A 24338-nucleotide genomic window follows, 5' to 3' on the forward strand; every position below is an offset into this window, starting at 1 on the left:
GCGCTACTCCGGCACCGGCAAGCCGAGATGCCGGTAGGCGAGCGGCGTCGCCACGCGCCCGCGCGGCGTGCGCTGCAGGAAGCCGATCTGCATCAGATACGGCTCGTACACATCCTCGATCGTCTGGCTTTCCTCGCCGATCGTCGCCGCCAGCGTGTCGAGCCCGACCGGGCCGCCGCGATAATGGGAGATCATCGCCTGCAGCAGCTTGTGGTCGATGCGGTCGAGTCCGAGCGGATCGACGGCGATGAGCGACAGCGCCAGCTCCGCGAGCTCGCTCGTGATGATGCCGTCGCCGCGCACCTGCGCGAAGTCGCGCACCCGCTTGAGCAGCCGGTTGGCGATGCGCGGCGTGCCGCGCGAGCGCAGCGCGATCTCATGCGCCGCTTCGCCGACCATGCGCACGTCCAGAATCTCGGCCGAGCGCGAGATGATGAACGCCAGCTCGTCCGTGCCGTAATACTCCAGCCGGCTGACGACGCCGAAGCGGTCGCGCAGCGGCGCGCTGAGCAGGCCGGCGCGGGTCGTCGCGCCGATCAGCGTGAACGGAGGCAGGTCGAGCCGCACGGAGCGCGCGCTCGGGCCTTTGCCGATCATGATGTCGAGGCAGAAGTCCTCCATCGCCGGATAGAGCACTTCCTCGACCGAGCGGTTCAGCCGGTGGATCTCGTCGATGAACAGCACGTCGTTCTCCTGCAGGTTCGTCAGCAGCGCGGCGAGATCGCCCGGACGCTCGATCGCCGGGCCCGACGTCGTGCGCAGGCTGACGCCGAGCTCGTTGGCGATGATGTTCGACAGCGTCGTCTTGCCGAGGCCCGGAGGGCCGTACAGCAGCACGTGGTCGAGCGCTTCCTTGCGCAGCTTGGCCGCCTCGATGAACACCTTGAGGTTGTCCTTCACCTGGGACTGGCCGATATATTCGTTCAGATAGCGGGGGCGCAGGCTGTACTCCACCGCCTGGTCCTCCATCATCAGATTGGCGGAAATGATGCGATCATCCTCCATCTGCTCCCCTCCTCCTGCGCGCTCAGCCCTTGAACAGCTGCTGCAGCGCGCGCTTCATGAGCGCGTCGACGGTCTCGCCGGGCAGCTGGGCGTCGCCCATGCCGGCCCAGGCGCGATCGAGCTCCGCCGCCGTATAGCCGAGCGCGGCGAGCGCCTCGCGCGCCTCGGTCCATGCCTCGCTGCCGGCTCCGGCGACCGTGCCGCCGCCGGAGGATTCCGCCTCCCACTGCAGCTCGACCGTCTGCACGGCGAGCTGGAGCTTGTCCTTGAGGTCGAGGATCATGCGCTGCGCCGTCTTCTTGCCGATGCCCGGCAGCCGCGTCAGGAAGCTCAGGTCCTCGCGGTGGATCGCGGCGACGACCGCCTCCGGCCGCCCTCCGGCGAGGATGCCGACGGCGACGCGCGGCCCGATGCCGGACACCTCCAGCAGCTGCCGGAACAGCGCCTGCTCCTCGCGCGTCTGGAAGCCGAACAGCTGGGCGGCGTCCTCGCGCACATGATGGTGGCAGTACACCGTCACCGCCTCCTCGCTGCGCGCGAAGGCATACGGGTTGGGCGTGTACACGCGGTATCCGATATCGCGGACGTCGATGACGACGGAGTCGGCATCGACCTGGGCGACGCGGCCCTTCACATAATCGATCATCTTCGGCGCACCTCGTTCAATTTGGTCTGGAGGACGGAAAAATGCGCATGGCAGACCGCGACTGCAAGCGCGTCCGCCACGTCGTCCGGCTTGGGAATTTTGGCGAGGCGCAGGAACATGCGCACCATCTCCTGCACCTGGCGCTTCTCGGCCTTGCCGTAGCCGACGACGGCCTGCTTGACCTGCATCGGCGTATATTCGCTGATCGGCAAGCCGCGCTGCGCGGCGGCGAGCAGGATGACGCCCCTCGCCTCGCCGACCGTGAACGCCGTCGTGACGTTGCGGTTGAAGAACAGCTTTTCTACCGCCACGCAGTCGGGCTTGTATGTATCCATGAGCGACGAGGCGGACTCGTACACCTGCTTGAGCCGCAGCTCGTGAGGCGTCCCGGCCTCGGTCTCGATCGAGCCGTACTGCACCGGCGCCAGCTTGCTCCCGTCCTTGTCGATGAACCCGAACCCGGCGATGGCGATGCCCGGGTCAATCCCTAAAATGCGCACCCGCGCCACTCCCTGCCGTCATTTCTGAAAAAAGAAAAAACCCCGATGCCCGGGGTACAGACTCTATCAGTATAGCAAAATAACTCTCTCATGAGAACAAGCGTTTCTCAGAGGAGCTGGCGGAGCCGGCAAATAGCCCCTGTCTCCGACGGGAGATCAGGGGCTGGCGAAGCCTTGCGGGAAAAGATGCGGAGCGGCAAGGAAAGCCGCCGCGGCGTGCGGATGCCCGCGCAAGCGGTCAATACGTCTGATGCATGGCGCCCTGGCTGACGCCGACCGCGAAGTCGCCGTAGCTCGAGAGCACGCTGTTGTATTCGTCCTTGTCCTCCACCCGGATGCCGCCGAACAGGCGGTCGAGCTCCTCCTTCGGCAGCGAGCTTTCCATATGCTGCAGATCGAGCTGATAGAAGGTCTTGATGACCTTCTCCTCCTCCGGCGGTCCTTCGAAAAGGGTGAGGCTGCCGTCGGCGTCCACGCCGAACGTGGCGCTTCGGCGGCATGCGTCCGACAGATCGTCGATCCATTCCGTCAGCAGCACCTCGCCGCTATCGACCGTAGCGGTCAGCCGGGGCTGCTCCAGCAGCAGCCGATGCACTTCCTCCGCCTCCAGCCGGCCGAGCGGCTGCGTCTCGACGCCGCATAAATATACTTTCCGCAGCACGACGGGAGCGGCCTCGCGGCCTCGAAGGAAAGCGGCCGCCCCTTGATCCGGTTCCATCGCGCCGGCTCCGCCATCCGCCGGCTCGGCCGTCCGGGCAGGCTGAGCCGCCGCGGCTGCAGGCTGAGGCGCGGCGGCCGAAGCAGGCGGATAGCCGGCGAGCAGCAGCGCCGCGCCGGTCGCGGCGCAGGCGAGGCGCAGCGGCAGGCGGCGCAGAGGGTTCCAATTCCGTTTGGGCCACAGGCGGAACAGCTTGAGCATGACATCCTTCACCCTTTCCGGCGCGTTTGCCGTTAGGATGAGCGGATGCTGGAGGAATTATGCATGCATAGCGCTAGCGGCGGTTGATCCACGGCCGGCTGCCCTTGGACTGGCGCACGGTCGGCCTTGCCGCCGAACGGATGACCGCCTTTTTGGCCGGCTTGCGCGGCGACGCCGTGCCGGTCTTGGCCGGCTTCGAAGGCCCTTTGACCGTCAGCCCTCCCGCCGCCGCGGCAGCGGGCTCGGCTTCGCCGGCCTCCTGCTCGCGCTCCCCGCATCCGCAGGGCTGCGCCTGAACCGGGCTCAGCTGCGCCGGAGCGGCGGCCGCGGGCTGGCCGTAGCCGCCCGCATGCAGTCCGGCAGTGGCGCCGGGCCAGGACGGCTGCGCATAGCCCGCTGCCGCTCCGGCAGCCATCGGCGCGCCGTAGCCGCCCTGCCCGGCGGAGGCGGGCAGCGCCGCCTCCGGCTGCCAGGTGCCGCTGCCTCCGTAGCTGTAGGAGCCGCTGAGGCCGGGGGCCCACGGCGCGGCGCCTTGCTCCGCAGCCGCCGGGTAGCCGGCGGCCGCTCCGGCGAATGGCTGGGCCGGATAGCCGCCATAGCCGCCGTAACCGCCGGCATAGCCTTGGCCGCCATAAACCGATGCATACGGATCGCCGTACATCGGCTGGCCGCCCCAAGGAGCGGCGGCAGGCGAGATGCCGGCCGGCCAGCCGCCCGGCTGGCCATAGCCGTCCGCGGCGCCGGCGGCGAACGGCTCGTAAGGAGCGTAAGGCGATCCGTAGCCCGCGCTCTCCGCCCCGAGAACGCCGGAGCCGTAGCCGCCATAGCCGTGGCCAGGGCCGAATGCCGACTCGGCCGCGGCCAACGGCGACGGTCCGCCGTGTCCGGCGTATCCGCCATGGACCGGCTCCGACGAGGCGATCGGCGAAGCGCCGTAGCCGCCGTAGCCGCTAGGGCTGCCGTAACCGCCGTAACCGGAGCCATAGCCGCCCTCTCCAGCGCCCGCGACAAGCCCCGGAATTTCCTGCGAATAGCCCGAGCCGTAAGGGCCGTATCCGCCGTAGCCCGCTCCCGCCGCTCCCGCCGCACCGGCGACCGAGCCCGGAAGCTGCGGCATCTGATAGAGCGGAGCGAAGGCTTCCGTCGCCGGAATTTTCTCCTGCAGGAACGGATGCGCCGTTTCGTTCATTTCCCCGGCCGCGTGGCTATGGCCATAGCCGGATTGGGCTGGAGCGGCGGCGGAAAGCGGCGATGGAGCATAGTCCTTGTGCTCGGAGCCGTACGAACCGTAGGAAGGCTTCTCGACGACGGGCACGACCAGCTCCTCCGTCTGCACGACCGGAGGCGGCGTGACGGGCTCCGCCTGGACCTCCGTCTTTTTCTCGGCTGCCGGCTCAGGGACCGGCGTTTCCTTCGGCGCCGTATTCTTCTTGCCGCCCTCGCCGGATTCCGGCTCCGCCTTGTGCTGCGCGGTGAGCGGCGATGAGGACGGCTTCGGAATATGGACCGTATCGCCTTCCTTGAGCTCGGCCGGATCCACGATTTGCGGATTGGCCTTGATCAGCTCCTGCAGCGAGACGCCCCAAGCCTTCGCCAGCTTCCACAGCGTATCGCCGATCTTCGCCTTGTACTTGTGGATCAGCTCCGGCGCTCCCGGCTTGCTCGCCGATGCCGGCACCTTGACCTTCGTGCCGATCAGGATGTTATGAGGATTCGTCAAGGTCGGATTGAGCTTCTGCAGCTCTTCTACGCTCACCCCGTATTTCTGGCCGATCAGGTACAGCGTGTCGCCCTTCTTCACGATATGGATTTTCACTTTGCCGACTCCCTCCTCTTCGCATGCTTGCGAATGCGGCGGCTGCCCGCCCATCTGCCCGTCGTTACATCGTATGCAGCGACTAGGCATCTGCCACCCTTTTCCGCAAAATAATCCAAGCCCCGCGCGCATTGCAAAAAAAAGAGCGCTCCGTCGGAGCGCCTGAACGGCGAAGCGAAAGCTACTCTTCCTCGTCTTTCTTTTTGCCTGGCTCCGGCTCGAAGCCGAAGCTGACCTTCCGCGGCAGCTGCCGCCCTTCCGCTTGAAACTTTGCATAGGCTTCCCGGATGTCGGGCACCGCTTGCCGAACCGTCAGGAGAAAGCCGCGCAGCATGCCCGCCAGCGCCTCCAGCCGCTCCTCCTCCCATCCGTCCCAATCGCCGCTTGCCAGCTCCGGCACCTCTCCGATCCATGACCTTCCCGCCGTCTGACGCCACTTCTCCCGCTCCTGCTCCGTCATCGACCCGTAGAGGCTGTCGATCTCCGCGATCCGATCGCTGCGCTTGTCCATCTCTTCCTCTCCTCCTGCCGTTGTGATCGTTGGAATAAAAAAAGCGCCCGACCAGCCCCTCAGGCCGAATGGACGCTTTCTCTTGTCGAATAACGCTTCAAGCGCGGCTCTCCGCCGCCGCTTGCGCCAGCTCCGGAGCGGTGCTGCCGAAGCTCGGATACGAGCCGAGCACCCGCACCTGGCAGCCGATCGCCTCGATCTCCTGCAGCGCGGCGGGCAGCAGCACCGTGTCGAGCGCCATCTCGATGTCGATGACGAAATGGTACGTGCCGAGACGCTTTTTGGTCGGACGCGACTCGATGCGCGCCAGGTTGATGCGCCGCCAGGCGAACGCCGACAGCACCTGGTGCAGCGCGCCCGGGAAGTCTTCCGGCAGCGTGACGAGGATCGACGTCTTGCGCACCGGCGACTCCCGCAGCTCGAACGGCTCGCGGCCGACGAGCAGGAAGCGGGTGTAGTTGTTGTCGTGGTCCGTCACGCCGGGGCGGATGACGTCGAGCCCGTAATGGGCCGCGGCGAGCGTAAGGCCGATCGCCGCCCAGCCTTTGCCGGGATTCTCGCTGACGATCTTGACCGCCTCGGCCGTGCTGCTCACATGCTCCCACTCGGCATGCTGCAGGTTCGCCCGCAGGAAGCTATGGCATTGCGCCATCGCGACCGGATGGCTCAGCACGCGCACGATGCGGCCGTACTCCGGCTCGCCGTCCTCGCCGCACAGCTCGCCGCGATGGCCGATCAGCTGCTGGCGGGACGGGTAGATCCATTCCGCCTGGATCGGCAGGTCGACCTCGTGCAGCAGCCAGTCCATATGCAGGTTGACCGAGCCCTCGATCGTATTCTCGATCGGGATGACGCTGTAGTCCGTCCGGCCTTCTACCGTAGAAAGGAATACGTCGGAAATCATCGGGTAGTAAACGCGCTCCGCGCCGTCCTCGCCGCAGAGGCTGCGGGCAGCCTCGTCGGAGGTGGAGACGACGGGAAGCAGGGCGACTTTCATCATGCTTCGGAATCTCCTTTGCTATGGCCTTGCGGCGCCAGCCAAGGCGCCAGATGCTCGTCCAGCACGACGGGACCTTCCAGGTCCGGCTCCAGCCGGATCAGGTCGGCCTCGATGCCCGCCGCCGCCAGCGTGCCGAGCAGGAACGTCTCCAGCTCCGCCAGGCGCGGGCTCTCCCGGTCGACGAGCGCGAGCAGCGTCGGGCCCGCTCCGCTGAGCGCGGCGCCGAGCGCGCCGTGCTCGGCCGCGCCGGCCAGCACCTCGGCCATGCCGGGAATGAGCGGGGCGCGGTACGGCTGATGCAGCTTGTCCTGCATCGCCCGCGCGATCAGCTCGAGCCGGCCCGACGCCAGCGCCGCCACGAGGAGGGAGCTGCGGCCGACGTTGAATACGGCATCCTTCATCGGCAGCTGCGTCGGCAGCGCATGCCGGGCTTTTTCGGTGGCGAGCTCGAAGCGCGGAATCGCTGCGATCGCGGCCAGCCGCTCGGGCGGGTCCAGACGGACGAGATCGGCGCGGCTGCCGTCCCAGGCGGCGGCGATGAGGCCGCCGTAGAGCGAGGCGCCGACGTTGTCGGGATGCCCCTCGAGGCGGGTCGCCAGCTGCAGCAGGCCGTCCCGGTCGAACGGGCGTCCCGCCAGCTCGTTGGCCGCGGCCAGCGCGCCGACGATCGCGCTCGCGCTGCTGCCGAGGCCGCGCGTCAGCGGGATGTCGCTGCTCATGTCGATGTCGAGCTCCGGCACGGGCAGTCCCGCTTCCTCATGCAGCAGCGCCGCGACCTTGTAGAGCAGGTTGCTCTTGTCGGTCGGGATCCCGTCCAGTCCGCCGCCATGCAGCCGGATCGACGTGCGCTCGGAGACGCCCATCCCGACCCAGGCATGCAGCGAGAGAGCCATGCCGAGGCTGTCGAAGCCCGGTCCCAGATTGGCCGTGCTGGCCGGGACGCGCACCAGCACGCGGGTCATGCCCATCAGCCCTCCACCCGGTAGACGCTTTTGACCTTCTGGATGACGTCGAGCGTCTCGAAGGCGTCTACGACCTTGTTCATGGCCGCCTTGCTGGCGTTATGGGTGATGACGATGATTTCCGCCTCCTTCAGCTCCGGGTTCGGCTGCTGGATGACCGATTCGAGGCTCACCTCGTACTCCGCGAACACCTGGGTGATGCGGGCGAGCACGCCGGCGCGGTCCGCTACATGCAGCCGGAGGAAATACTTCGAGCTGATCTGCTCGTCGCTTTTCAGCACGCGCTCCTTGAAGGAGCTCGCTCCGCCAAGGCCGTTCACGCCGATCTTGAGGTTTTTCACGACGGCGACGAGATCGGCGACGATCGACGTCGCCGTCGGCAGCTCGCCGGCTCCGGCGCCGTAGAACATCGTCTCCCCGACCGCCTCGCCATGCACGTAGACCGCGTTGAACACGCCGTTCACCGACGCGATCGGATGGCTCGCCTTGACCATCGTCGGCTGCACGCTGACGCTGATCGACTCGCCCTGGCGCTCGGCGATGCCGAGCAGCTTGACCTCGTAGCCGAGCCGCTTGGCGTAGGCGATGTCCTCCTTGCCGACGGACGAGATGCCTTTGACGGATACGTCCTCCAGGCCGACCTCGCAGCGGAAGCCGAGGCGGGAGAGGATCGTCATCTTGCGCGCCGCGTCCAGCCCCTCCACGTCGGAGGTCGGGTCGGCCTCGGCATAGCCGAGCTCCTGCGCTTCCTTGAGGACGTCCGCGTACGAGGCGCCTTCCTGGCTCATCTTCGTGAGGATGTAGTTCGTCGTGCCGTTGACGATGCCCATGATCTTCGTGATGCGGTCCGAGGAGAAGCCCTCGATCAGCGTGCGGATGATCGGGATGCCGCCGGCGACGCTCGCTTCATAGAACACGTCGCAGCGGTTCTCGCTCGCCGTGGCGAGCAGCTCGCGGCCATGCAGCGCCATCAGGTCCTTGTTGGCCGTGACGACATGCTTGCCGAGCGACAGCGCCTCCAGCAGATATTCCTTGGTGCGCTCGATGCCGCCCATCACCTCGACGATGACGTCGATGTCGGGGTTGCGGATGATCTCCCACGCATCGGTCGTCAGCTTTGCGGCGTCGACGTCGATGCTGCGGGACTTGTCGACGTTCTGCACGAGCACTTTCTCGATGACGATCGGCGAGCCGACCTGGCTCATCAGATCCTCCTGATGGCGCTCCACGATCCGCACGACGCCCGTCCCTACCGTTCCAAGGCCAAGCAGGCCGACTTTAACTGGTTTCATCCTTCATCATCCCCCGTATTCCATATGTTCCGCTGCTCAACCCTGTCCGATGACGGAGGCGCGCTTGACGCCATTCTGGAGCCGCAGCTCGTCGAGAAAGGCGAAGCGGTCCTCCTTCATCGGCGCCGTATCCACCGACAGGACGACATTGGCGTAGCCCTGCAGCGGGATGCTCTGGTGGATCGTCAGCACGTTGCCGCCACGCGACGCGACGAGTCCAAGCACATGGGACAGAATGCCGGAGCGATGCTCCAGATCGATCGAGATCGTGATGATCGACCCCCGCTCCAGCTCGCCCAGCGTCAGCACGCCTTCCCGGTACTTATAAAAGGCGCTGCGGGACAAGCCCGCCCGCTCCACCGCTTCGTGGATCGTCGCCGCCTCGCCGCGGCCGAGCATCTCCTTGACCGCGATCGTCTTGACGATCGCCTCCGGCAGCAGGTCTTCGCGAACGACATAGTATCGCTCCGTCAAGCTGGCGTCCTCCTACCATAGACAGTTGTTTTCATATAGTGGACATTATACCGGATGCCCGTCGATGACAGCAACCTTTTTTCTATGCAGCTTCCGTCGAGTTTGTTCTTGATAGAGTAATTTTGTACATTATAACGTACTTTTCTCTGGAAAAGAAACAAAAACAACGCCCGCGAGGGCGTTGCATCGGCGCCGTCTCATACGAGCGCGCAGAAGACCGCGAAATCGCGGAACTTATAGACGACATCCGCATCGGCGAAGCCCGCCTCCCGCAGCCAGGCGAGCTGCTCCGAGGCTTTGGCGTTGATGTCCGTCTCCCGTCGCTTGACCGAGGCGTCGGCCGCTTCCTTGCGGATGCGTCCGTCGTAGATCTCCTCGAGCCACAGCTCGCGGTAAATCGCATCGAAGACAGGAGACTCGGCCGCCGCCTGGTCCGCGTTCACGAACCGGCCCCCCGCAGCCAAGCTGCCTCGGACATGCCGGAACAGCCTCCGCTTCGCCTCATGCGGCAGATGATGGATCGCCAGCGAGGAGACGACGAGGTCGAACGGCCCTTCCGGCAGGCCGTCCGCCATGTCGCCTTCCGCGAAGCGGACTCCGTCGTCGTCGGCGAACCGCTCGCGCGCCTTGCCCAGCATGGACGGGCTGAAGTCCATCAGCGTCAGCTCCGCGGACGGATACGCTTGCCGCAGCATCGCCGAGAACAGCCCCGTTCCCGCCCCGAGCTCCAGGATGCGCGGCTTTTCGGCATCGGTGCGCGCCGACTTCAAGGCGCTGCCGTAAAAGTCGTCGTAGCAGGGAATGAGCACCCTGCGCTCCTCGTCGTACCGGGCTGCCGCCAGCTCGAACTGCTCCCTCACCTTTTCGTCCATCTCCGCTTCGCCTCTTCCCTTTGGAATGGGTTCAGCTTAACACGGAACGTTATTATTTTGAAATATAGAATAGGGATTAATATATTGCCTTTATCTATAATCAGCAAGGGCTTGACCTCCAGCCTAGCGCCGTCCCAGGAGCGGCGCTATTGCTCGATCGTCCGATAGGACCGAAGCGATCCTGCGGCTCAGGCGATTCCGCATGATCATCCATCCAGCCGTCGAGCGCGAAGCCAATAAAAAAGCGGCCCCCGCCGGGGGCCGCTGCTTTGAAGCTGCCGGTCCAAGTCCGCCAAGCGGACCCTAGACAGAAGCAAGCTTTGCTCATTCAGGAGAATAGTCGCTGCCCTCGAAGAACTCGAAGGTGAATTCGCCGATGCGCACTGTGTCGCCGTCCTTGGCTCCGATCTTGCGCAGGGCGCTGTCCACGCCCATGCGCCGCAGCATGCGGGCGAAGCGCATGACCGCATCGTAGGAGTTGAGATGGATGCGCTTGATCTGACGCTCGAACGATTCGCTCTCGACGACGAAGTAGTCGTTCTCCTTGTAGACGCGGAACGGCGTTTCTTCCTTCTCGGAATGACGGAAGATCTTGCGCTCCTCGACTCCCTTGACCTCTTCGAGCTCCGGCGCTTCGGGGATGGCCTCGAGCGTCGCCGCCGCCTTGTAAAGCAGCTCCTGGATGCCTTCCTTGGTCAGCGAGGAGATCGGCATGATCTCGTACTCCCGCTCCTCGGCGCGCTCGGCGAGCTGCTCGCGGAACCGCTCGAGGTTGGCCTCCGAATCCGGCATGTCCATCTTGTTGGCGGCGATGATTTGCGGGCGCTCCGCCAGCTTGGCGTTGTAGAGCACGAGCTCCTCGTTGATCTTGAGCCAGTCCTCGAACGGATCGCGGCCCTCGGAGCCGGACATGTCCACGACATGCACGATGACGCGAGTCCGCTCGATGTGGCGCAGGAACTCGTGGCCGAGGCCGACGCCTTCATGCGCGCCCTCGATCAGGCCGGGCAGATCCGCCATGACGAAGCTGCGGCCCTCTTCGACGTCGACGACGCCGAGGTTCGGCGTGATCGTCGTGAAGTGATAGGCGCCGATCTTCGGCTTGGCCGCCGAGACGATCGACAGCAGCGTCGACTTGCCGACGCTCGGGAAGCCGACGAGGCCGACGTCCGCCATCACCTTGAGCTCCAGCACGAGCCAGCGCTCCTGGCCTTCCTCGCCTTTTTCGGCGATCTCAGGCGCAGGATTGCTGATCGTGGCGAAGCGCGGGTTGCCGCGTCCGCCGCGTCCGCCCTTGGCGACGACGACTTCCTGGCCGTGGCGGGTCAGGTCGCCGACGATCTCGCCGGTGTCGTCATCGATGATGATCGTGCCCGGAGGGATGCGGACGATCATGTCCTCCGCCCTTGCTCCGTGCATCGTCTTCGGACGGCCCCTCTCGCCGCGGTCGCCTTTGAAATGCTTTTGGTAGCGGAAATCCATCAGCGTGCGCAGGCCTTCGTCCACGCGGAAGATGACGTTCGCGCCGCGTCCTCCGTCGCCGCCGGCAGGACCGCCTTCGGGAACGTACTTTTCCCGGCGGAACGAGACGATGCCGTCTCCTCCGTCGCCGCCTTTGACAAATATTTTGGCTTTATCGACAAACATGATTCAGTTCCTCCATCTATGCGCAGAGCGGTGCCTTCAGCAGAACATGGCGATGCTGCTTCAGACTGTCTGCCTGCAGCGGCGTTCCGCGCAGGCGCTGCTCCAATTTTTCCACGAGTTCAGCGTCGTCCATCAGCTCGCCGGCAAACTCCAGCTCCACTAAAAGCTCGCCGCTGCCGCGAGAAAGCCTCAGCTGCAGCCGGGCCGGATCGCCTCCGCCCGGCTTGATGCTGAAGCGATAGGCATTGATGACTTCAATGATCGCTTCTCCGGCCCCGTCGCATCCTTCGCTGAGCTCCTCCAGCGACAGGTTGTCCTCGATGTCGACTTCCAGCACGATCGATTGCGAGAGCGTGCGGAAGGACTGCAGGTAGGCGGTCAGCGCCGGGCAGCCAAGCTTGGAGATCTTGCTCTCGCGAAGCATCTGCTCCCGAATCCGCTCGACGGTCGCCAGCGCTCGATCCGGCTTGTTCATCCGGATATAGCCGTACAGCACCTGCAGATCGTTCATCCAGTCATGACGATGATGGCCCAGCGTCTGGATGGAAGCCTGCTGCACCGCCGCCAGGCTTTTTTGCAGCTGCAGCCGATGCTGCTTCCTCTCCAGACGGATCCATACCGCCGCCGCAGCCGCCGTCCAAAGCAGGAACAGCAGCTGCGTCCACAGCCACGAAGGCCAAGCGGCCGCGGCAGCCGCCGGCAGCAGAACCGAGCCCGCTGCATACAGCTTGGCCGAATGATAGCGATTCATACGTCGATCCCACTTTCTGCCCGGATGATAAAAAAACCCGGCCTGCTCGTATCAGGCCGGGTCGCGTGTCTCTGGTTCTTAAGCTTCTACTGCTGCGGCTACCGGAGCCAGATCAACCGGGTATACGCTGACTTTTTTGCGGTCGCGTCCCCAACGCTCGAACTTGACCACGCCGTCGATCAGTGCGAACAGCGTATCATCTTTGCCGATGCCTACGTTGTTGCCCGGGTGGATCTTCGTGCCGCGCTGGCGGAACAGGATGTTCCCTGCCGTTACGGTCTGTCCATCCGCACGCTTCGCGCCCAGACGCTTCGATTGGCTGTCGCGTCCGTTCTTCGTGGAGCCGACACCCTTTTTGGATGCGAACAATTGAAGATTCAGTTTCAACATGACGGAGTCCTCCCTTCTTACTTGAGTTGTTCTTTGAGGGCCACATGGGCGCTGTAGGAATCCGCGATTCCTTCCAGCATGACCTTCATGGATTCCAGGAGCAGCTGCATCCGGGCATCCGCCTCGGAATCGGCCAGCTCCGGAATATCCGACTGGAGCCATCCATTTTTCATGCTTGCCGGAAGCTCGGCTCCCGCAAGCACTTCGATAGCATTAACGGTGCCCACCGTGACGGCGGATACACCTGCGCATACGATATCTTTGCCCGCTTTGGCATACCGCGCATGCCCCTCTACGGAGAAAGCGACGATACGCCGGTCATCGGACCGCCGGGTGAAGGTAACGACAATCATGGCCCTGAGCTTACGCTTGGATGCTTTCGATCGTTACTTTCGTGTACGGCTGGCGATGGCCTTGCTTGCGGCGGTAGTTCTTTTTCGGCTTGTACTTGTAGACCGTGATCTTTTGGCCGCGGCCGTGCTTCTCGATCTTGCCGGAAACCGTCGCTCCCGCAACGACCGGGGAACCGGTCACGAGACCTCCGTCCTTGGATACGGCCAGGACGCGATCAAACGTCACGCTCTCGCCTTCGCCGGCGTTCAGCTTCTCGATGTAGAGCACATCGCCTTGCTGGACTTTGTATTGCTTGCCGCCCGTTTCAATAATTGCGAACATGGATGGTGCACCTCCTTGTAGTCGAAGACTCGCCACGATCGGGTGACGGACGCGCGGGGCGCGGCCGAGGCTTGGAAAACCCGTCCTGTGCGGTACCATGATGCCTCATCCGAGACATACACCAAGACATTGTATCATAGGCGAAAAGCCCGATCAAGCTATTTCGTCGAGTCGTCGCGCCGCTTTTCCGGCGCGCGGCGTCCGCTGCCGCCGCAGCAGCCGCAGAGCGGGAACAGCTGGGCGCCGACGCTGCGGCGGGCTTTGCGGCGGGTGATCTCGAGCAGGCCGAGCCGGGTCCAGCCATGGATCTGGCACTTGCTGCGGTCCTCTCGCGAAGCTTTTTCCAGCTCCTGCCGGACCCGCTCGCGGTTGGCCCCCTCCTCCATGTCGATGAAGTCGACGACGACGATGCCCCCGACATCGCGCAGCCGCAGCAGCCGGGATATTTCCCGCGCAGCCTCCATGTTCGTATGGAATACGGTGTCCTCGAGCCCGCTCGATCCGGTGAATTTGCCGGTATTGACGTCGATGACCGTAAGCGCCTCGGTCTGCTCCCAGACGAGGTAGCCCCCGCTCGGCAGCCAGATGCGGGTCGCGAACGCGGCCTGCAGCTGGGCGGTCACGCCGAAGCGGTCGAACAGCGGCTTGCGCTCCAGCTCGCGGTCGTACAGCCGCAGCTGCCGCTCGCTGCCGGGAGCGAGCTCACGCAGCAGCTGCTGCGCCTCGGCGAAGCGGGTCCGGTCGTCGACCAGCACCTCCATGCCGGCCGCGTAGCTGTCGCGGAAGACGCGGCGCATGAGCCCGGCCTCCAGCATGACCGGCTCGGCCGGCCTGGCCTCGCGGGCCCGCCGCTCGACCTCCTCCCATTGTCGCCGCAGCTGCGCCAGATCTGCCTGCAGCGACTCCTCGCTCTCGCCGGCCGCCACCGTGCGCATGATGACGCCTTCGCCGCTGCGGCGAAAGCCTTCTCCGATGCCGCGCAGCCGCGCCCGCTCGCTTTCGGAGGCGATCTTCTTGGAGACGCCGACGTAATCCGCGCCGGGCATGTAGACGAGCCAGCGTCCCGGTAAGGAGTAATGCGTCGTCACGCGCGCACCCTTGCCGCCGATCGGCTCCTTGATGACCTGCACGAGCAGCTCCTGCCCGGGCCGCGCCAGCTCCGCGATCGACGGCTTGTCCGCCTGCCTGGCGGCTGCCGGATGAAGCAGCTCGTCGATGTAGAGAAAGGCGTTTTTGGCCAGTCCGATATCGACAAAAGCGGCTTGCATGCCGGGAAGCACGTTGACGACCCTTCCCTTGTACAGGTTGCCGACAAGGCCGTCCTGCTGGACGGATTCCATGAAAAATTCCACGGCCCGGCCGTCCTGCAGCACAGCCGTCTGCAGCATCGCGCCGTCGCCGTGGACGAGCATCGCTTTGTTCATTGTAGCGGCACACCGCCTTCCGGTCCCAAGCCGGACCTAGTTGGCTCTTATTTTACCGCAAAAGATCCGAAACTGCACGGTCCCCCGACAAATACCCCTCGACGACCCGCTGCTCCGGAAGCACGCCGACGATCCGGCCCGGATCGTCCATCACATAGACGAGATGGTAGTGGTCGCGGAGAAAAAGACGCGCCGTCGTCCAGATCGGGTGGCGTCCCGTCACGACGATCGGACGCGCTCTGGAGCCGGCTTGGATTCTCCTTTTCGCCGACCTGCCCCTCGTCATCAGGAAACGCATGAACAGAAACGGAATCTGCTTGCGATAGGTCCAGTTGGCGGCCAGCAGAAACAAGCCGACGGCCAGCAGGTTCGCCTGCACGCCGCCGGAGCCGCCGCGCTGGAGCTGCGGCAGGAGCGCGTAGCCGATCATGAGCAGGCTGCAGCCCATCCCCGCCCAAGCGCTGAAGCGGAGCGTGCCGTAATAGTTCATGCGCAGGCCGCAGGCGAAGCGCAGCAGACGGCCGCCGTCGAGCGGATAGATCGGCAGCAGGTTGAACGTCAGCAGGAGCAGATTGGCTTGAACGAGATAGGCAGCGAGCTGGGCGTCCATCGCCCCTCCCGCGCCGAGAGCCCATGCCGCTCCCGCCATCCAGACGTTCTGCAGCGGGCCGGCCAGGGCGATGGCAGCCTCCTCCCAGGCCGGCGCGCCGGGCTTCTCCTCCAGCTCGGCGACTCCTCCGAACGGCAGCAGCCGGATCTCGAGCACCTTCCAGCCGAAAGCGTAGGCCGCCGCCGCGTGGCCGAGCTCATGGACGAAGACGAGCACGAACAGCGTCAGCAGCTCGCCGATATAGCCGGTCAGCACCGACAGCAGCATGAGCACCGCCAGCAGCGGATGGAGGCTCCAGCGGATTCCTCCGAGCTCAATCAAGCGGAATCACGTCCGCCGGATCGATGTAGCGGTCCTGCTCCTTCACGGCAAAATAAAGCAGCGCCTCCGCGTTCCCCTCCGCCGCGGCGCCGAGACGGCCGATCGGCTCTCCCGCCGTCACCCAGTCGTTCGCCGCGACCAGCGCCTCGCCCAGCCGGCCGTAGTACGTCGTCCGTCCGCCGGCATGCTGGAGCACGACGGTCGGGCCTTTGGCGTCGTCCGCAGAGACGACGAGCACGCGCCCTTCCTCCGCCGCCAGCACGTCCGCTCCCGGCGCTCCGGAAATCTCCACGCCGCCGAGCAGCTCCGCGAACGGATGCACGATGCTGCCGCCCGCGACCGGCGCGACTGCCGCCCGCTCGGCCGGCGCCGTCGCCGGCTGCGTGCCTCCGAGCTTGCCGAAGCCGGGAAGGAAGGACGGCGGAGCGCCGAAGACGCCTTCGTACCAGCCCGCGATCGCCGACATGTCCATCGGCTCGGAAAGCGCCTCGCGCACGATCAGCTGGCCTTCGCGGGCTGCCGGGTTGTCGAGCTGGAACAGCCCCCATACCGCGCCGAACAGCGCGGCGGAGACGAGCAGCCTGCGGCCGAAGCTGCGCGCGAAGCGCCCCGCGGCGCCGGGGGCGGTCCGATAGCCGCCTCCTCCGCCCGGACCGGCTCCGCCGGAGGCGTTTCCTCGCAGCGGACTCGGAGCGAGCCCGGTCAGGCTTCCACCTGCCTGCTCCAGCCGTTCCCACGGGTTGGCATTGTTTTTCCACTCCGCCTCCGGGTCCTTCTCCTGCGGCTGCGGCCAAGCCTCGTCCGGCCAGCCGCTGCCGAGCGGCTGCTCCCACTCCGCGGGAGCGCCCGGCCGGTACACTCTCGTTCCGTAAGGTCCGTCCGTGACCGCGCCTTTCCCGTCGCGCGGGCCGGCTGAGCGCAGCGCCTCAGGCGCCTTGCGGCTGTTCGGCCGCGCTCTCGAGCCGGCTGACTTGCCGGCAGGCGGCTGCTGGCCCGAATCCCTGAAGAGCGTCCCGCCGGAACTGCCGTCCCGCCGGGCGGACGCTTCCGCCTGCCTCGCCGCCTCCGCCTCCATCCGCTCCGTCAGCTCCCGGATGCGTTCCTGCCTGCGTTCCCGATTCGCGCTCGTCAGGCCGCGCGCCGCCTTGTCCTTTTTTTCCCGGCCGGCTTGGCCGCGCCTGTCGTTCGGATTGCCCCACATGCCCGTTCCCTCCTTCTTTCCCCCGCTCCGCTGGCAGCGGAAAGGCTTGTTCTATCTGTATGTGAGGGCTTATCCGAGTATGCGGGAGACGGAGCCGCCGGCTGCGGCAAGCATGAAAAAGCCCCCTGTGCGGGGGCTTGGCCAGCTGGTATAATTGTCCAGTACAGCTCAACTTGTGACGGCTCCCTCCGGAAAGGAGGGATGCTATGGAAACTTTCCAAGCGATCATGGCCATGTTTGCCTTCGGCAGCTTTCTGCTGGCTCTCCTGACCTACATCGACAAACGAAAGTAACCCGCCACAGGTTGACCGCCTGACGGGTTACTCTCATGTTAGAGCAATAGGGAGGGTTCCGCCTATAGTGAGGCTGTACAGGGGAGAGCGCTGGCGGGCGCTCTCTTCCTTGTTGTCTCGCTATTGGTTGCGTATCCCTCAGATACGTCTATTATACCCGAAAACGATCTTCTGTATACCGTCCGTCCGCCTCATAATGGAAAATTCTCTCTCCAGCCCGCCTCCGTCAGTTCTCCAGCTGGTACCGCTCCTGATGCGCGCGGATGCTGAACACCAGCCCCACGCACAGCATGTTGAGCAGCAGCGACGTGCCGCCATAGCTGACGAACGGCAGCGTGATGCCGGTGATCGGCATGATGCCGATCATCATCCCGACGTTCTGGAACACCTGGAACACGTACATCGAGGCGATGCCGATGATGATGAACGCCCCTCGCAAATCATAGCATTGGAAGGCGATCATGATCATCCGGTAGATGAGCAGGAAATACAGCAGCAGCAGCACCGCCGAGCCCTGGAAGCCGAACTCCTCGCCGACGACGACAAAGATCGAGTCGGAGTACGTATACGGCACGACGCCGCGCTTCTTGGAGTCGCCCTGAAGGAAGCCATCGCCGGTCAGGCCGCCGCTGCCGACGGCGATGCGGGCGTTGCGGGACTGGTACTTGGCGTCCGGGTCGGCGTTGTCGGGATCGACGAACGTGTTGATCCGCTCGTACCAGTGCGTGACGTCATGCTTCTTGGCGTACTCCTTGATCTGGTCGTTGTAGGTCGTGAACAGCGTCACGAACAGCGTCAGCGTGCCGACGACGACGGCCAGCCCGAGCAGCACATGCGTGTACTTGACGTTGCCGATCCAGAGCATGCCGAGCAGGATGACGAGGTAGATGATGGCGTTGCCGAGATCCGGCTGGATGACGACGAGCAGGAAAGGCAGTCCGGCCACGGCCGCGATCGGCATCAGGTCGCGCATGACCTGCAGCTTCTCCCCTTGCCTGCGCCCCATCAGGTAGGCGACGGCGATGATGAGCACGATCTTGCCCGCCTCGGCCGGCTGGAAGCTCAGCTCGCCGATCGTGAACCAGCCGGAGGCGCCGTTGAGCTTCGCTCCGGCGAACTTGACGGCGACGAGCAGGATGACGCCGACCCCGTAGATGACCGGCCATGCCTTGAGGACGAGCCGATAGTCGACCAGCGTCGTTACGAAAAGGACGATGAATCCAAGAGCATAAAACACCAGCGTCTTTTTGTAATGGCTGGCATAGCTCGCGTCCGCGTTCCCGACGCTGTAAAGCAGGATCGCGCTGATCGCCATGAAGCAGACGAGCAGCGTGAGGATGCCGACGTCCATTTTTTTGAGCTTGTTGATCACTTCAAATCATCCAATCCCTAAAAACTTGCGCAGCTTACGGAAGCGTCCGGGCTTGTCGTCGAGCGGCATGAGCGGCACCATATCGCCGAGGATGCGGCGCGCGATGTTGCGATAGGCGATCGCCGCCTTGCTCGTCGGGTCCATGACCGTCGGCTCGCCGGAGTTGGCGGCCTTGATGACGCGCTCGTCATCCGGGACGACGCCGAGCAGATCGATCGCCAGCACCTGGCAGATGTCGTCGATGTCGAGCATGTCGCCGCTTTTCACCATCGCATGCTTGATGCGGTTGATGACCAGCTTGGCCGGCACCTGGGACTGCTCCAGCAGCCCGATGACGCGGTCGGCGTCGCGTACGGCGGCATTTTCGGGCGTCGTCACGACGATCGCGCGATCGGCTCCGGCGATCGCGTTGCGGAAGCCCTGCTCGATGCCCGCCGGGCAGTCGATGATGACATAATCGTATTCCTTCTTGAGCTCCAGCACGATGTCCCGCACCTGCTCCGGCGTCACGGCCGACTTGTCCTTCGTCTGGGCGGCGGGCAGCATGCTCAGGTCGTCGAAGCGCTTGTCCTTCACGAGCGCCTGCTGCAGCCGCACCCTCCCTTCCGCCACGTCGACCAGGTCATAGATGATGCGGTTCTCCAGCCCCATGACGACATCGAGATTGCGCAGCCCGATATCCGTGTCGACCATCGCGACCTTTTTGCCCAGCAGAGCCAGGGCGGTGCCCAGATTGGCGGAGGTCGTCGTCTTGCCGACGCCGCCTTTGCCTGATGTGATGACGATTGCTTCTCCCATGCTCTACACCCCTTTGAACAGCATCGGCTCCTTGCGCATGCGCACGAGCTGGTTCATCTTGTCGATCTGCATCCGCCCGTCCTCCAGATAGGCGTACTCCATCGAGGCGTCGGCGCTCATCCACTCCTCCGGCGGCCGGCTGATGACGTCGGAAATCCGCAGCTGCGTCGGACGCAGCTGCGAGGCGGCGATGATGACGTCGGTCCGTCCTTCCGTCCCCGCATGGGCCATCCCGCGCAGCGCGCCCAGCACGTAGATGTCGCCGGTGCAGCGGAGCGCTCCCCCGGGATTGAGATCGCCGAGCAGCAGCAGGCTGCCGTCATGCTCGACCGTCTGGCCGGAGCGGATCGTGCCGGTCATCAGCTTGAACGCCTCCGAGGCGCCTGCCGGGTCCGGCCGGGGCGCCTCCGATTCGATCGTCTGGACGAGCAGATTGCCCCGCTGGCGGATGACGCTGCGGATCTGCTCCTTGTCTTCCTCGGAAGCCGGCCGCGAGCCGAGCTTCACATGAACGTGAACCAGCGGCCCCGACAGGAGCTGCTGGTGGGATTTTTCGAGCTTGAACCGAAGCTCGTCCATGAGCTCGGCGAAATCGCAACTATCGTCAAAGAGGAAGATGAGACCGTCCTTGACTCCTTTAATCGTAATATGCGGTTTGTCGGTCACGTCGGTCCCTCCTTGACGATATCATTCGTCCCGAAGCCGGCCGATTCCTGCTCGGCCAGTCAAGCGGAAGCCGTCGGCTTGGCGCGCGGATTGCCTTCGAATGCCCGTCGGATCGGGATGTAGACGGCGAGCGCGAATGCCAGCTGCAGGAACAGGCTCGGGAAAATATGATGCTGCAGCGCCCAGGCGAGCGGCTCCGCCGTAAAGCGGAATACGTCGTAGACGTAATAGACCGCGATATCGTACAGCAGCGAGCCGATCGCGACGACCGCCAGCGCCGACAGCATCGTGAGCCGGCGTCCTCCGAGCAGCAGGCCGATCAAGTAGGCGATCAGCCCCATCGCATAGGCATGCAGCCCCAGCAGATGGCCGCGGAACACGATATCCTGCAGCAGGCCGAAGCCCGCGCCGAGCAGAAGCGCCGCATGGCGGCTGCGATAAAGCGCGGCATATAGGATAAGGACAAACGTGAAATGCGGCAGCAGCCGATCGGAAAAGGCAGACGGCACGAGCCACGGAAACAGGCTCGTCTGCACGAGGAATGCGAGGAAGGTCAGCAGCACCATGCTCTGCATCTTCATTCGGCAGTCCCCGATGTCTGCACGACAAACACTTCGCTCAGATGGTCGAAGTCCGCCGACAGCTTGATGCTCGCGATGCGCGTCAGGCCGATGTCGCTGTCCTGGATGCTCTCGACCGTGCCGATGACCATCCCCCGCGGGAACACGTTGCCGAGCCCCGAGGTGATGACGATGTCGTCCTTCTTGATCGGATCGTCCGCGGCGATCTTGGTCATGAGGATCCGCTGCGACTCCGAATTATAGCCGGACAGGATGCCGAACGACTGATTCTGCTTGCCGAGCACGGTCGCCGAGATGCCGGACTCCTCCGAGTTGAGGCTCGTGATCGGCATGACGGTCGACGTCAACTCCGACACCTTGCTTACGTAGCCGATCATGCCCTTTTCGGAAATGACGGCCATCCGCTCGCGGATGCCCTCGCGGGCGCCGAGGTTGATCGTCAGCGTCCGGTTGTAGGCGTCCGGGCTCACCGCCACGACCTGGGCGATCAGATAGTTGTAATCGTAGATCTTCTTCTGCTCCTCGGTGAACTTGAGCTTTTCCTGCAGGCGCTCGTTCTCCTGCCGGATCGCGTTGTACTCCACCTTGTCGCGCGCGTAGGCCGCTGCCGTCATGCGCAGCCGGTCATTCTCTTCGTACACCTTGCGCAGATCGCCGACAGCCTGGAACAAGCCCGCTATGTAGCCAGCGGGCTTGTAGAACCATTGCTGCACGTATCCGGTCGTATCGCGCAGGAACTTCTCCGGCGTCGTCAGCCCCGCCTTGGAGCTGATGGAGAAGCCGATGACCGCGATGAAGAGAATGAAGCTGACCATGAGGACGAAGAGCCGCCTGTTCCGCAAATGCTTAAACATGGGTCCACCCGCCCGTCTTATTCAGCTCCGCTCGCGCCTTACCTCTTCGACCGCGAGCCGCCTTTGTTCTTGAAAAGATGAATGTTCTCCAGCGCGCGGCCCGTCCCGATCGCGACGCAGTCCAGCGGGTTCTCCGCGACGATGACCGGCATGCCGGTCTCCCGCGAGAGCAGCTTGTCCAGGTTGCGCAGCAGGGCTCCGCCTCCGGTCAGCACGATGCCGCGGTCCATGATGTCCGCGGACAGCTCCGGCGGGCACTTCTCCAGCGTAATCTTGACCGCGTCGACGATCGCCGATACGGTATCGGCGAGCGCCTCGGTAATCTCCTCGGACGTGATCGACAGCGTCTTGGGCAGGCCCGTCACGAGATCGCGGCCGCGGATCTCCATCGTCACCGGCTGCTCCAGCGGCATCGCCGAGCCGATCTCCATCTTGAGCTGCTCGGACGTGCGCTCGCCGATCATCAGGTTGTACAGGCGCTTGATGTACTGGATGATCGCCTCGTCCATCTCATCGCCCGCGATGCGGACGGAACGGCTCGTGACGATGCCGCCGAGCGAGATGACCGCCACCTCGGTCGTGCCGCCGCCGATGTCGACGACCATGCTGCCGGTCGGCTCCCATACGGGCAGGTCAGCGCCGATCGCAGCGGCGAAAGGCTCCTCGATCGTATAGGCGTCGCGCGCGCCGGCCTGGCGCGTCGCGTCCTCGACGGCGCGCTTTTCGACCGACGTGATGCCGGAAGGGACGCATACCATCACGTTGGGATGGCGCGGGAACAGCGAGCGCTGCTTCTGCGCCTGGCGGATGAAGTATTTGATCATCGTAGCCGTCGTCTCGAAGTCGGCAATGACGCCGTCCTTCATCGGACGGATGGCGCGGATGTTGCCCGGCGTGCGGCCGATCATCTTCTTGGCGTGCTCGCCGACGGCTTCAATCGTTTTTGTATCGGTACGAAGGGCGACCACGGACGGCTCCCTGACGGCGATTCCTTTTCCTCTTACATAGACCAGCGTATTGGCTGTGCCGAGGTCAATCCCCAAATCTTTTGAAACTCCGAACATCGTACTACTCCCTTCTAAAATGCGGCAATCCTATTCATTATATTACATGAGGCCTCGTTCCTTCAAACTGATAAAGCGTCCATCGCCGATGACAATATGATCCAGCACCTCGATGCCGACCAGCTGTCCGGCCTCCTGCAGGCGCGCCGTCAGCGCCCGGTCCTCCGCGCTCGGCGTCGGATCGCCGCTCGGATGGTTGTGGGCGCAGATGAGCGAGGCGCTGCCGTGACGGATCGCCGCTCGGAACACCTCGCGCGGATGCACGAGCGAGGCGTTGAGAGTGCCGACGGACAGCGTCTCGCGGGCGACGATGTGGTTTTTCGTATTCAGGAACAGGCAGACGAAATGCTCCACCTGGAGATAGCGAAGGTCTTCCATCAAATAGTCGGCGGCGTCCTCGGGACGGCGCACGGCGACCGTCTCCTCGCGGCGGCTGCGCGCCAGCCGGCGTCCGAGCTCGATGCCCGCGCGGATCTGCAGCGCCTTGGCCGGACCGATGCCCTTGATGCGGGTCAGATCGCCGTGGCCCATGTCCACGAGCCCGCGCAAGCTGCCGGACTGCTGCAGGATGCGGGCAGCCAGATGCACCGCCGTCTCGCTGGAGGAGCCTGTCCGCAGCAGGATGGCGAGCAGCTCAGCATGGCTGAGCGCTTCCGCTCCATGCTGCAGCATCCGCTCCCGCGGACGCTCCTCCTCCGGCCATTGTTTGAGAGAAACGGAATCCGACATCGTTCGACGACCGCCTTTGCGCTAGGTTTCCTCTAGTTTACCATTGATTTCCGGCATTATCTCCTCCTCTTTTCGAGGAATTTCGATCTTCATCTCTTCCTTGACGAGCGAAGCATCAAAAAAGTCCACCCCCGGACGGAGGTGGACGAAAAAAGCTTGGCTTCAGCTTCGCAGCGGATCAAGTCCGAATCGCCGCAGCAGCTCGTAAAGCAGATTCAGCGGCAAGCCCATGATGCTGTAAAAATCGCCTTCGATCTGCTCGACCAGCACGCTGCCGAGCCCTTGGATGCCGTAGCTGCCCGCCTTGTCGAGCGGATCGCCGGTCGCCACGTAGGCGGCGATCTGCGCGTCGTCGAGCTCGCGGAAGCGGACGGCGCTGCGCGTATAGCCGCAGGCCGCGAAAGCCGTCCCGCCTGGCGCCGCCACGCGGTAAGCGCCGATGTCGCCGAGCCGCTGCCGATCGCCCCAGACGGCGCCGGACGCTTGCGACGGGTCCGCTCCGGCCGGCGGAAAGGCCGGCGGCAGCGTCGCCGCGCCGCCCGCGACGGGTTCGCCTGCCGCCAGCAGCGCGACGCCGCTGTACACCTCATGGACGCGGCCGCTCAGCCGGCGCAGCGTGCGGCGCGCATCCTCGGCGTCGGCCGGCTTGCCGAGCACCTCGCCGTCCAGCACGACGATCGTGTCGCCGCCAAGCACGAGCGCGCGGCCGCCCTCCGCTCCAGAGGCCTCCTCGATCCTGAGCGCGGCGGCCTTAGCCTTGCGCAGAGCCAGCTCCGCGACGATCTCATGAGGCCGCAGCTCCGGCGCGACCGACTCGTCCGCATCCGTCGCCAGCACCTCGAGCGGAATCGGCAGCCGCAGCGCGGCCGCCAGCTCCCGCCTCCGCGGCGAGGACGAGGCGAGCACGAGCCGCTGCGGCAGGTTGTCTTCATTCATACGTCTGAACTCCTCCATCTTGGCTAGTC

28 protein-coding genes are annotated in these 24338 nt (G+C 64.8%); 1 reads left to right on the forward strand and 27 read right to left on the reverse strand.

Going from position 1 to position 24338, the window contains the following annotated elements:
• Nucleotides 1-3 precede the first annotated feature (3 nt).
• From ruvB to B8V81_RS05675, 19 genes are all read right to left on the reverse strand, one after another.
• Nucleotides 4-1005 carry a Holliday junction branch migration DNA helicase RuvB gene (gene ruvB / locus B8V81_RS05585; RefSeq protein WP_028597520.1) on the reverse strand — a complete coding sequence of 334 codons (1002 nt, stop codon included), beginning with the start codon at nucleotides 1003-1005 and terminating at the stop codon, nucleotides 4-6.
• A 22-nt stretch (nucleotides 1006-1027) separates the two neighbouring features.
• The gene (ruvA, locus tag B8V81_RS05590; protein WP_028597519.1) at nucleotides 1028-1651 is read right to left on the reverse strand and encodes a Holliday junction branch migration protein RuvA; all 624 of its coding nucleotides are present in this window, start codon (nucleotides 1649-1651) and stop codon (nucleotides 1028-1030) included.
• Nucleotides 1648-2151, reverse strand: coding sequence for a crossover junction endodeoxyribonuclease RuvC (ruvC, locus tag B8V81_RS05595; protein ID WP_028597518.1), 504 nt, complete (start codon nucleotides 2149-2151; stop codon nucleotides 1648-1650). The genes ruvA and ruvC overlap by 4 nt, the downstream gene beginning before the upstream one ends.
• A 238-nt stretch (nucleotides 2152-2389) precedes the next feature.
• Nucleotides 2390-3070, reverse strand: coding sequence for a BofC C-terminal domain-containing protein (locus B8V81_RS05600; RefSeq protein WP_052332947.1), 681 nt, complete (start codon nucleotides 3068-3070; stop codon nucleotides 2390-2392).
• A gap of 73 nt (nucleotides 3071-3143) precedes the next feature.
• The gene (locus B8V81_RS05605) at nucleotides 3144-4886 is read right to left on the reverse strand and encodes a LysM peptidoglycan-binding domain-containing protein (protein WP_043110897.1); all 1743 of its coding nucleotides are present in this window, start codon (nucleotides 4884-4886) and stop codon (nucleotides 3144-3146) included.
• Nucleotides 4887-5067: 181 nt separating this feature from the next.
• Entirely contained in the window at nucleotides 5068-5397 is a 330-nt protein-coding gene (locus B8V81_RS05610; RefSeq protein ID WP_028597517.1) for a hypothetical protein, read from the reverse strand.
• 97 nt (nucleotides 5398-5494) lie between these two features.
• Nucleotides 5495-6397, reverse strand: coding sequence for a prephenate dehydratase (gene pheA / locus B8V81_RS05615; protein ID WP_101807928.1), 903 nt, complete (start codon nucleotides 6395-6397; stop codon nucleotides 5495-5497).
• The gene (gene thrB, locus B8V81_RS05620; protein WP_052332946.1) at nucleotides 6394-7365 is read right to left on the reverse strand and encodes a homoserine kinase; all 972 of its coding nucleotides are present in this window, start codon (nucleotides 7363-7365) and stop codon (nucleotides 6394-6396) included. Before thrB ends, pheA begins: the two co-directional genes overlap by 4 nt.
• Complete coding sequence (locus tag B8V81_RS05625) at nucleotides 7365-8651, reverse strand: homoserine dehydrogenase (protein ID WP_028597515.1); 1287 nt, start codon at nucleotides 8649-8651, stop codon at nucleotides 7365-7367. The genes thrB and B8V81_RS05625 overlap by 1 nt, the downstream gene beginning before the upstream one ends.
• Before the next feature lie 36 nt (nucleotides 8652-8687).
• On the reverse strand, nucleotides 8688-9125 hold the full coding sequence (locus B8V81_RS05630; RefSeq protein WP_028597514.1) for an ACT domain-containing protein: 438 nt from the start codon (nucleotides 9123-9125) through the stop codon (nucleotides 8688-8690).
• A gap of 197 nt (nucleotides 9126-9322) precedes the next feature.
• Nucleotides 9323-9997: a class I SAM-dependent methyltransferase gene (locus tag B8V81_RS05635; protein WP_028597513.1), complete on the reverse strand. Its 675-nt coding sequence runs from the start codon at nucleotides 9995-9997 to the stop codon at nucleotides 9323-9325.
• A 324-nt stretch (nucleotides 9998-10321) separates the two neighbouring features.
• Nucleotides 10322-11644, reverse strand: coding sequence for a GTPase ObgE (gene obgE, locus B8V81_RS05640; RefSeq protein WP_028597512.1), 1323 nt, complete (start codon nucleotides 11642-11644; stop codon nucleotides 10322-10324).
• Between the two features lie 16 nt (nucleotides 11645-11660).
• Nucleotides 11661-12395 (reverse strand): Spo0B domain-containing protein, encoded by a 735-nt coding sequence (locus B8V81_RS05645; RefSeq protein ID WP_028597511.1) that lies wholly within the window; start codon nucleotides 12393-12395, stop codon nucleotides 11661-11663.
• Between the two features lie 78 nt (nucleotides 12396-12473).
• On the reverse strand, nucleotides 12474-12785 hold the full coding sequence (gene rpmA / locus B8V81_RS05650; protein WP_028597510.1) for a 50S ribosomal protein L27: 312 nt from the start codon (nucleotides 12783-12785) through the stop codon (nucleotides 12474-12476).
• Between the two features lie 17 nt (nucleotides 12786-12802).
• Nucleotides 12803-13138 (reverse strand): ribosomal-processing cysteine protease Prp, encoded by a 336-nt coding sequence (locus tag B8V81_RS05655; protein WP_028597509.1) that lies wholly within the window; start codon nucleotides 13136-13138, stop codon nucleotides 12803-12805.
• 10 nt (nucleotides 13139-13148) lie between these two features.
• Nucleotides 13149-13460, reverse strand: a complete 312-nt coding sequence (gene rplU, locus B8V81_RS05660; protein ID WP_028597508.1) for a 50S ribosomal protein L21 — start codon at nucleotides 13458-13460, stop codon at nucleotides 13149-13151.
• A 158-nt stretch (nucleotides 13461-13618) separates the two neighbouring features.
• Complete coding sequence (locus B8V81_RS05665) at nucleotides 13619-14884, reverse strand: Rne/Rng family ribonuclease (RefSeq protein WP_043110896.1); 1266 nt, start codon at nucleotides 14882-14884, stop codon at nucleotides 13619-13621.
• 52 nt (nucleotides 14885-14936) lie between these two features.
• Nucleotides 14937-15815, reverse strand: coding sequence for a site-2 protease family protein (locus B8V81_RS05670; protein ID WP_028597507.1), 879 nt, complete (start codon nucleotides 15813-15815; stop codon nucleotides 14937-14939).
• Nucleotides 15808-17016: a M23 family metallopeptidase gene (locus tag B8V81_RS05675; protein ID WP_052332945.1), complete on the reverse strand. Its 1209-nt coding sequence runs from the start codon at nucleotides 17014-17016 to the stop codon at nucleotides 15808-15810. Before B8V81_RS05675 ends, B8V81_RS05670 begins: the two co-directional genes overlap by 8 nt.
• A gap of 206 nt (nucleotides 17017-17222) precedes the next feature.
• Here B8V81_RS05675 and B8V81_RS25515 point away from each other — a divergent pair, with 206 nt between their 5' ends.
• On the forward strand, nucleotides 17223-17309 hold the full coding sequence (locus B8V81_RS25515) for a putative holin-like toxin (protein ID WP_219623315.1): 87 nt from the start codon (nucleotides 17223-17225) through the stop codon (nucleotides 17307-17309).
• A gap of 226 nt (nucleotides 17310-17535) precedes the next feature.
• Here B8V81_RS25515 and B8V81_RS05680 read toward each other — a convergent pair whose 3' ends face one another.
• The 8 genes from B8V81_RS05680 to B8V81_RS05715 all read right to left on the reverse strand — a co-directional run bounded on the left by B8V81_RS05680 (nucleotide 17536) and on the right by B8V81_RS05715 (nucleotide 24309).
• The gene (locus B8V81_RS05680; RefSeq protein ID WP_101807929.1) at nucleotides 17536-18681 is read right to left on the reverse strand and encodes an FtsW/RodA/SpoVE family cell cycle protein; all 1146 of its coding nucleotides are present in this window, start codon (nucleotides 18679-18681) and stop codon (nucleotides 17536-17538) included.
• A gap of 6 nt (nucleotides 18682-18687) precedes the next feature.
• A complete protein-coding gene (minD, locus tag B8V81_RS05685) occupies nucleotides 18688-19479 on the reverse strand; it encodes a septum site-determining protein MinD (protein WP_028597505.1) in 792 nt (263 codons plus the stop codon).
• Nucleotides 19480-19482: 3 nt separating this feature from the next.
• A complete protein-coding gene (locus tag B8V81_RS05690) occupies nucleotides 19483-20145 on the reverse strand; it encodes a septum site-determining protein MinC (RefSeq protein WP_028597504.1) in 663 nt (220 codons plus the stop codon).
• A 59-nt stretch (nucleotides 20146-20204) separates the two neighbouring features.
• Nucleotides 20205-20726, reverse strand: a complete 522-nt coding sequence (gene mreD / locus B8V81_RS05695) for a rod shape-determining protein MreD (RefSeq protein ID WP_043110895.1) — start codon at nucleotides 20724-20726, stop codon at nucleotides 20205-20207.
• Nucleotides 20723-21580 (reverse strand): rod shape-determining protein MreC, encoded by an 858-nt coding sequence (gene mreC, locus B8V81_RS05700; protein ID WP_028597502.1) that lies wholly within the window; start codon nucleotides 21578-21580, stop codon nucleotides 20723-20725. The genes mreD and mreC overlap by 4 nt, the downstream gene beginning before the upstream one ends.
• Before the next feature lie 38 nt (nucleotides 21581-21618).
• Nucleotides 21619-22644, reverse strand: a complete 1026-nt coding sequence (locus tag B8V81_RS05705) for a rod shape-determining protein (protein ID WP_028597501.1) — start codon at nucleotides 22642-22644, stop codon at nucleotides 21619-21621.
• 42 nt (nucleotides 22645-22686) lie between these two features.
• On the reverse strand, nucleotides 22687-23373 hold the full coding sequence (gene radC / locus B8V81_RS05710) for a RadC family protein (RefSeq protein ID WP_028597500.1): 687 nt from the start codon (nucleotides 23371-23373) through the stop codon (nucleotides 22687-22689).
• Nucleotides 23374-23535: 162 nt separating this feature from the next.
• On the reverse strand, nucleotides 23536-24309 hold the full coding sequence (locus B8V81_RS05715) for a Maf family protein (RefSeq protein ID WP_101807930.1): 774 nt from the start codon (nucleotides 24307-24309) through the stop codon (nucleotides 23536-23538).
• Nucleotides 24310-24338: the final 29 nt, after the last annotated feature.

Origin of the sequence: Paenibacillus pasadenensis (assembly GCF_002864175.1) — a bacterium.
GTDB classification, from domain to species: domain Bacteria; phylum Bacillota; class Bacilli; order Paenibacillales; family Paenibacillaceae; genus Paenibacillus_O; species Paenibacillus_O pasadenensis.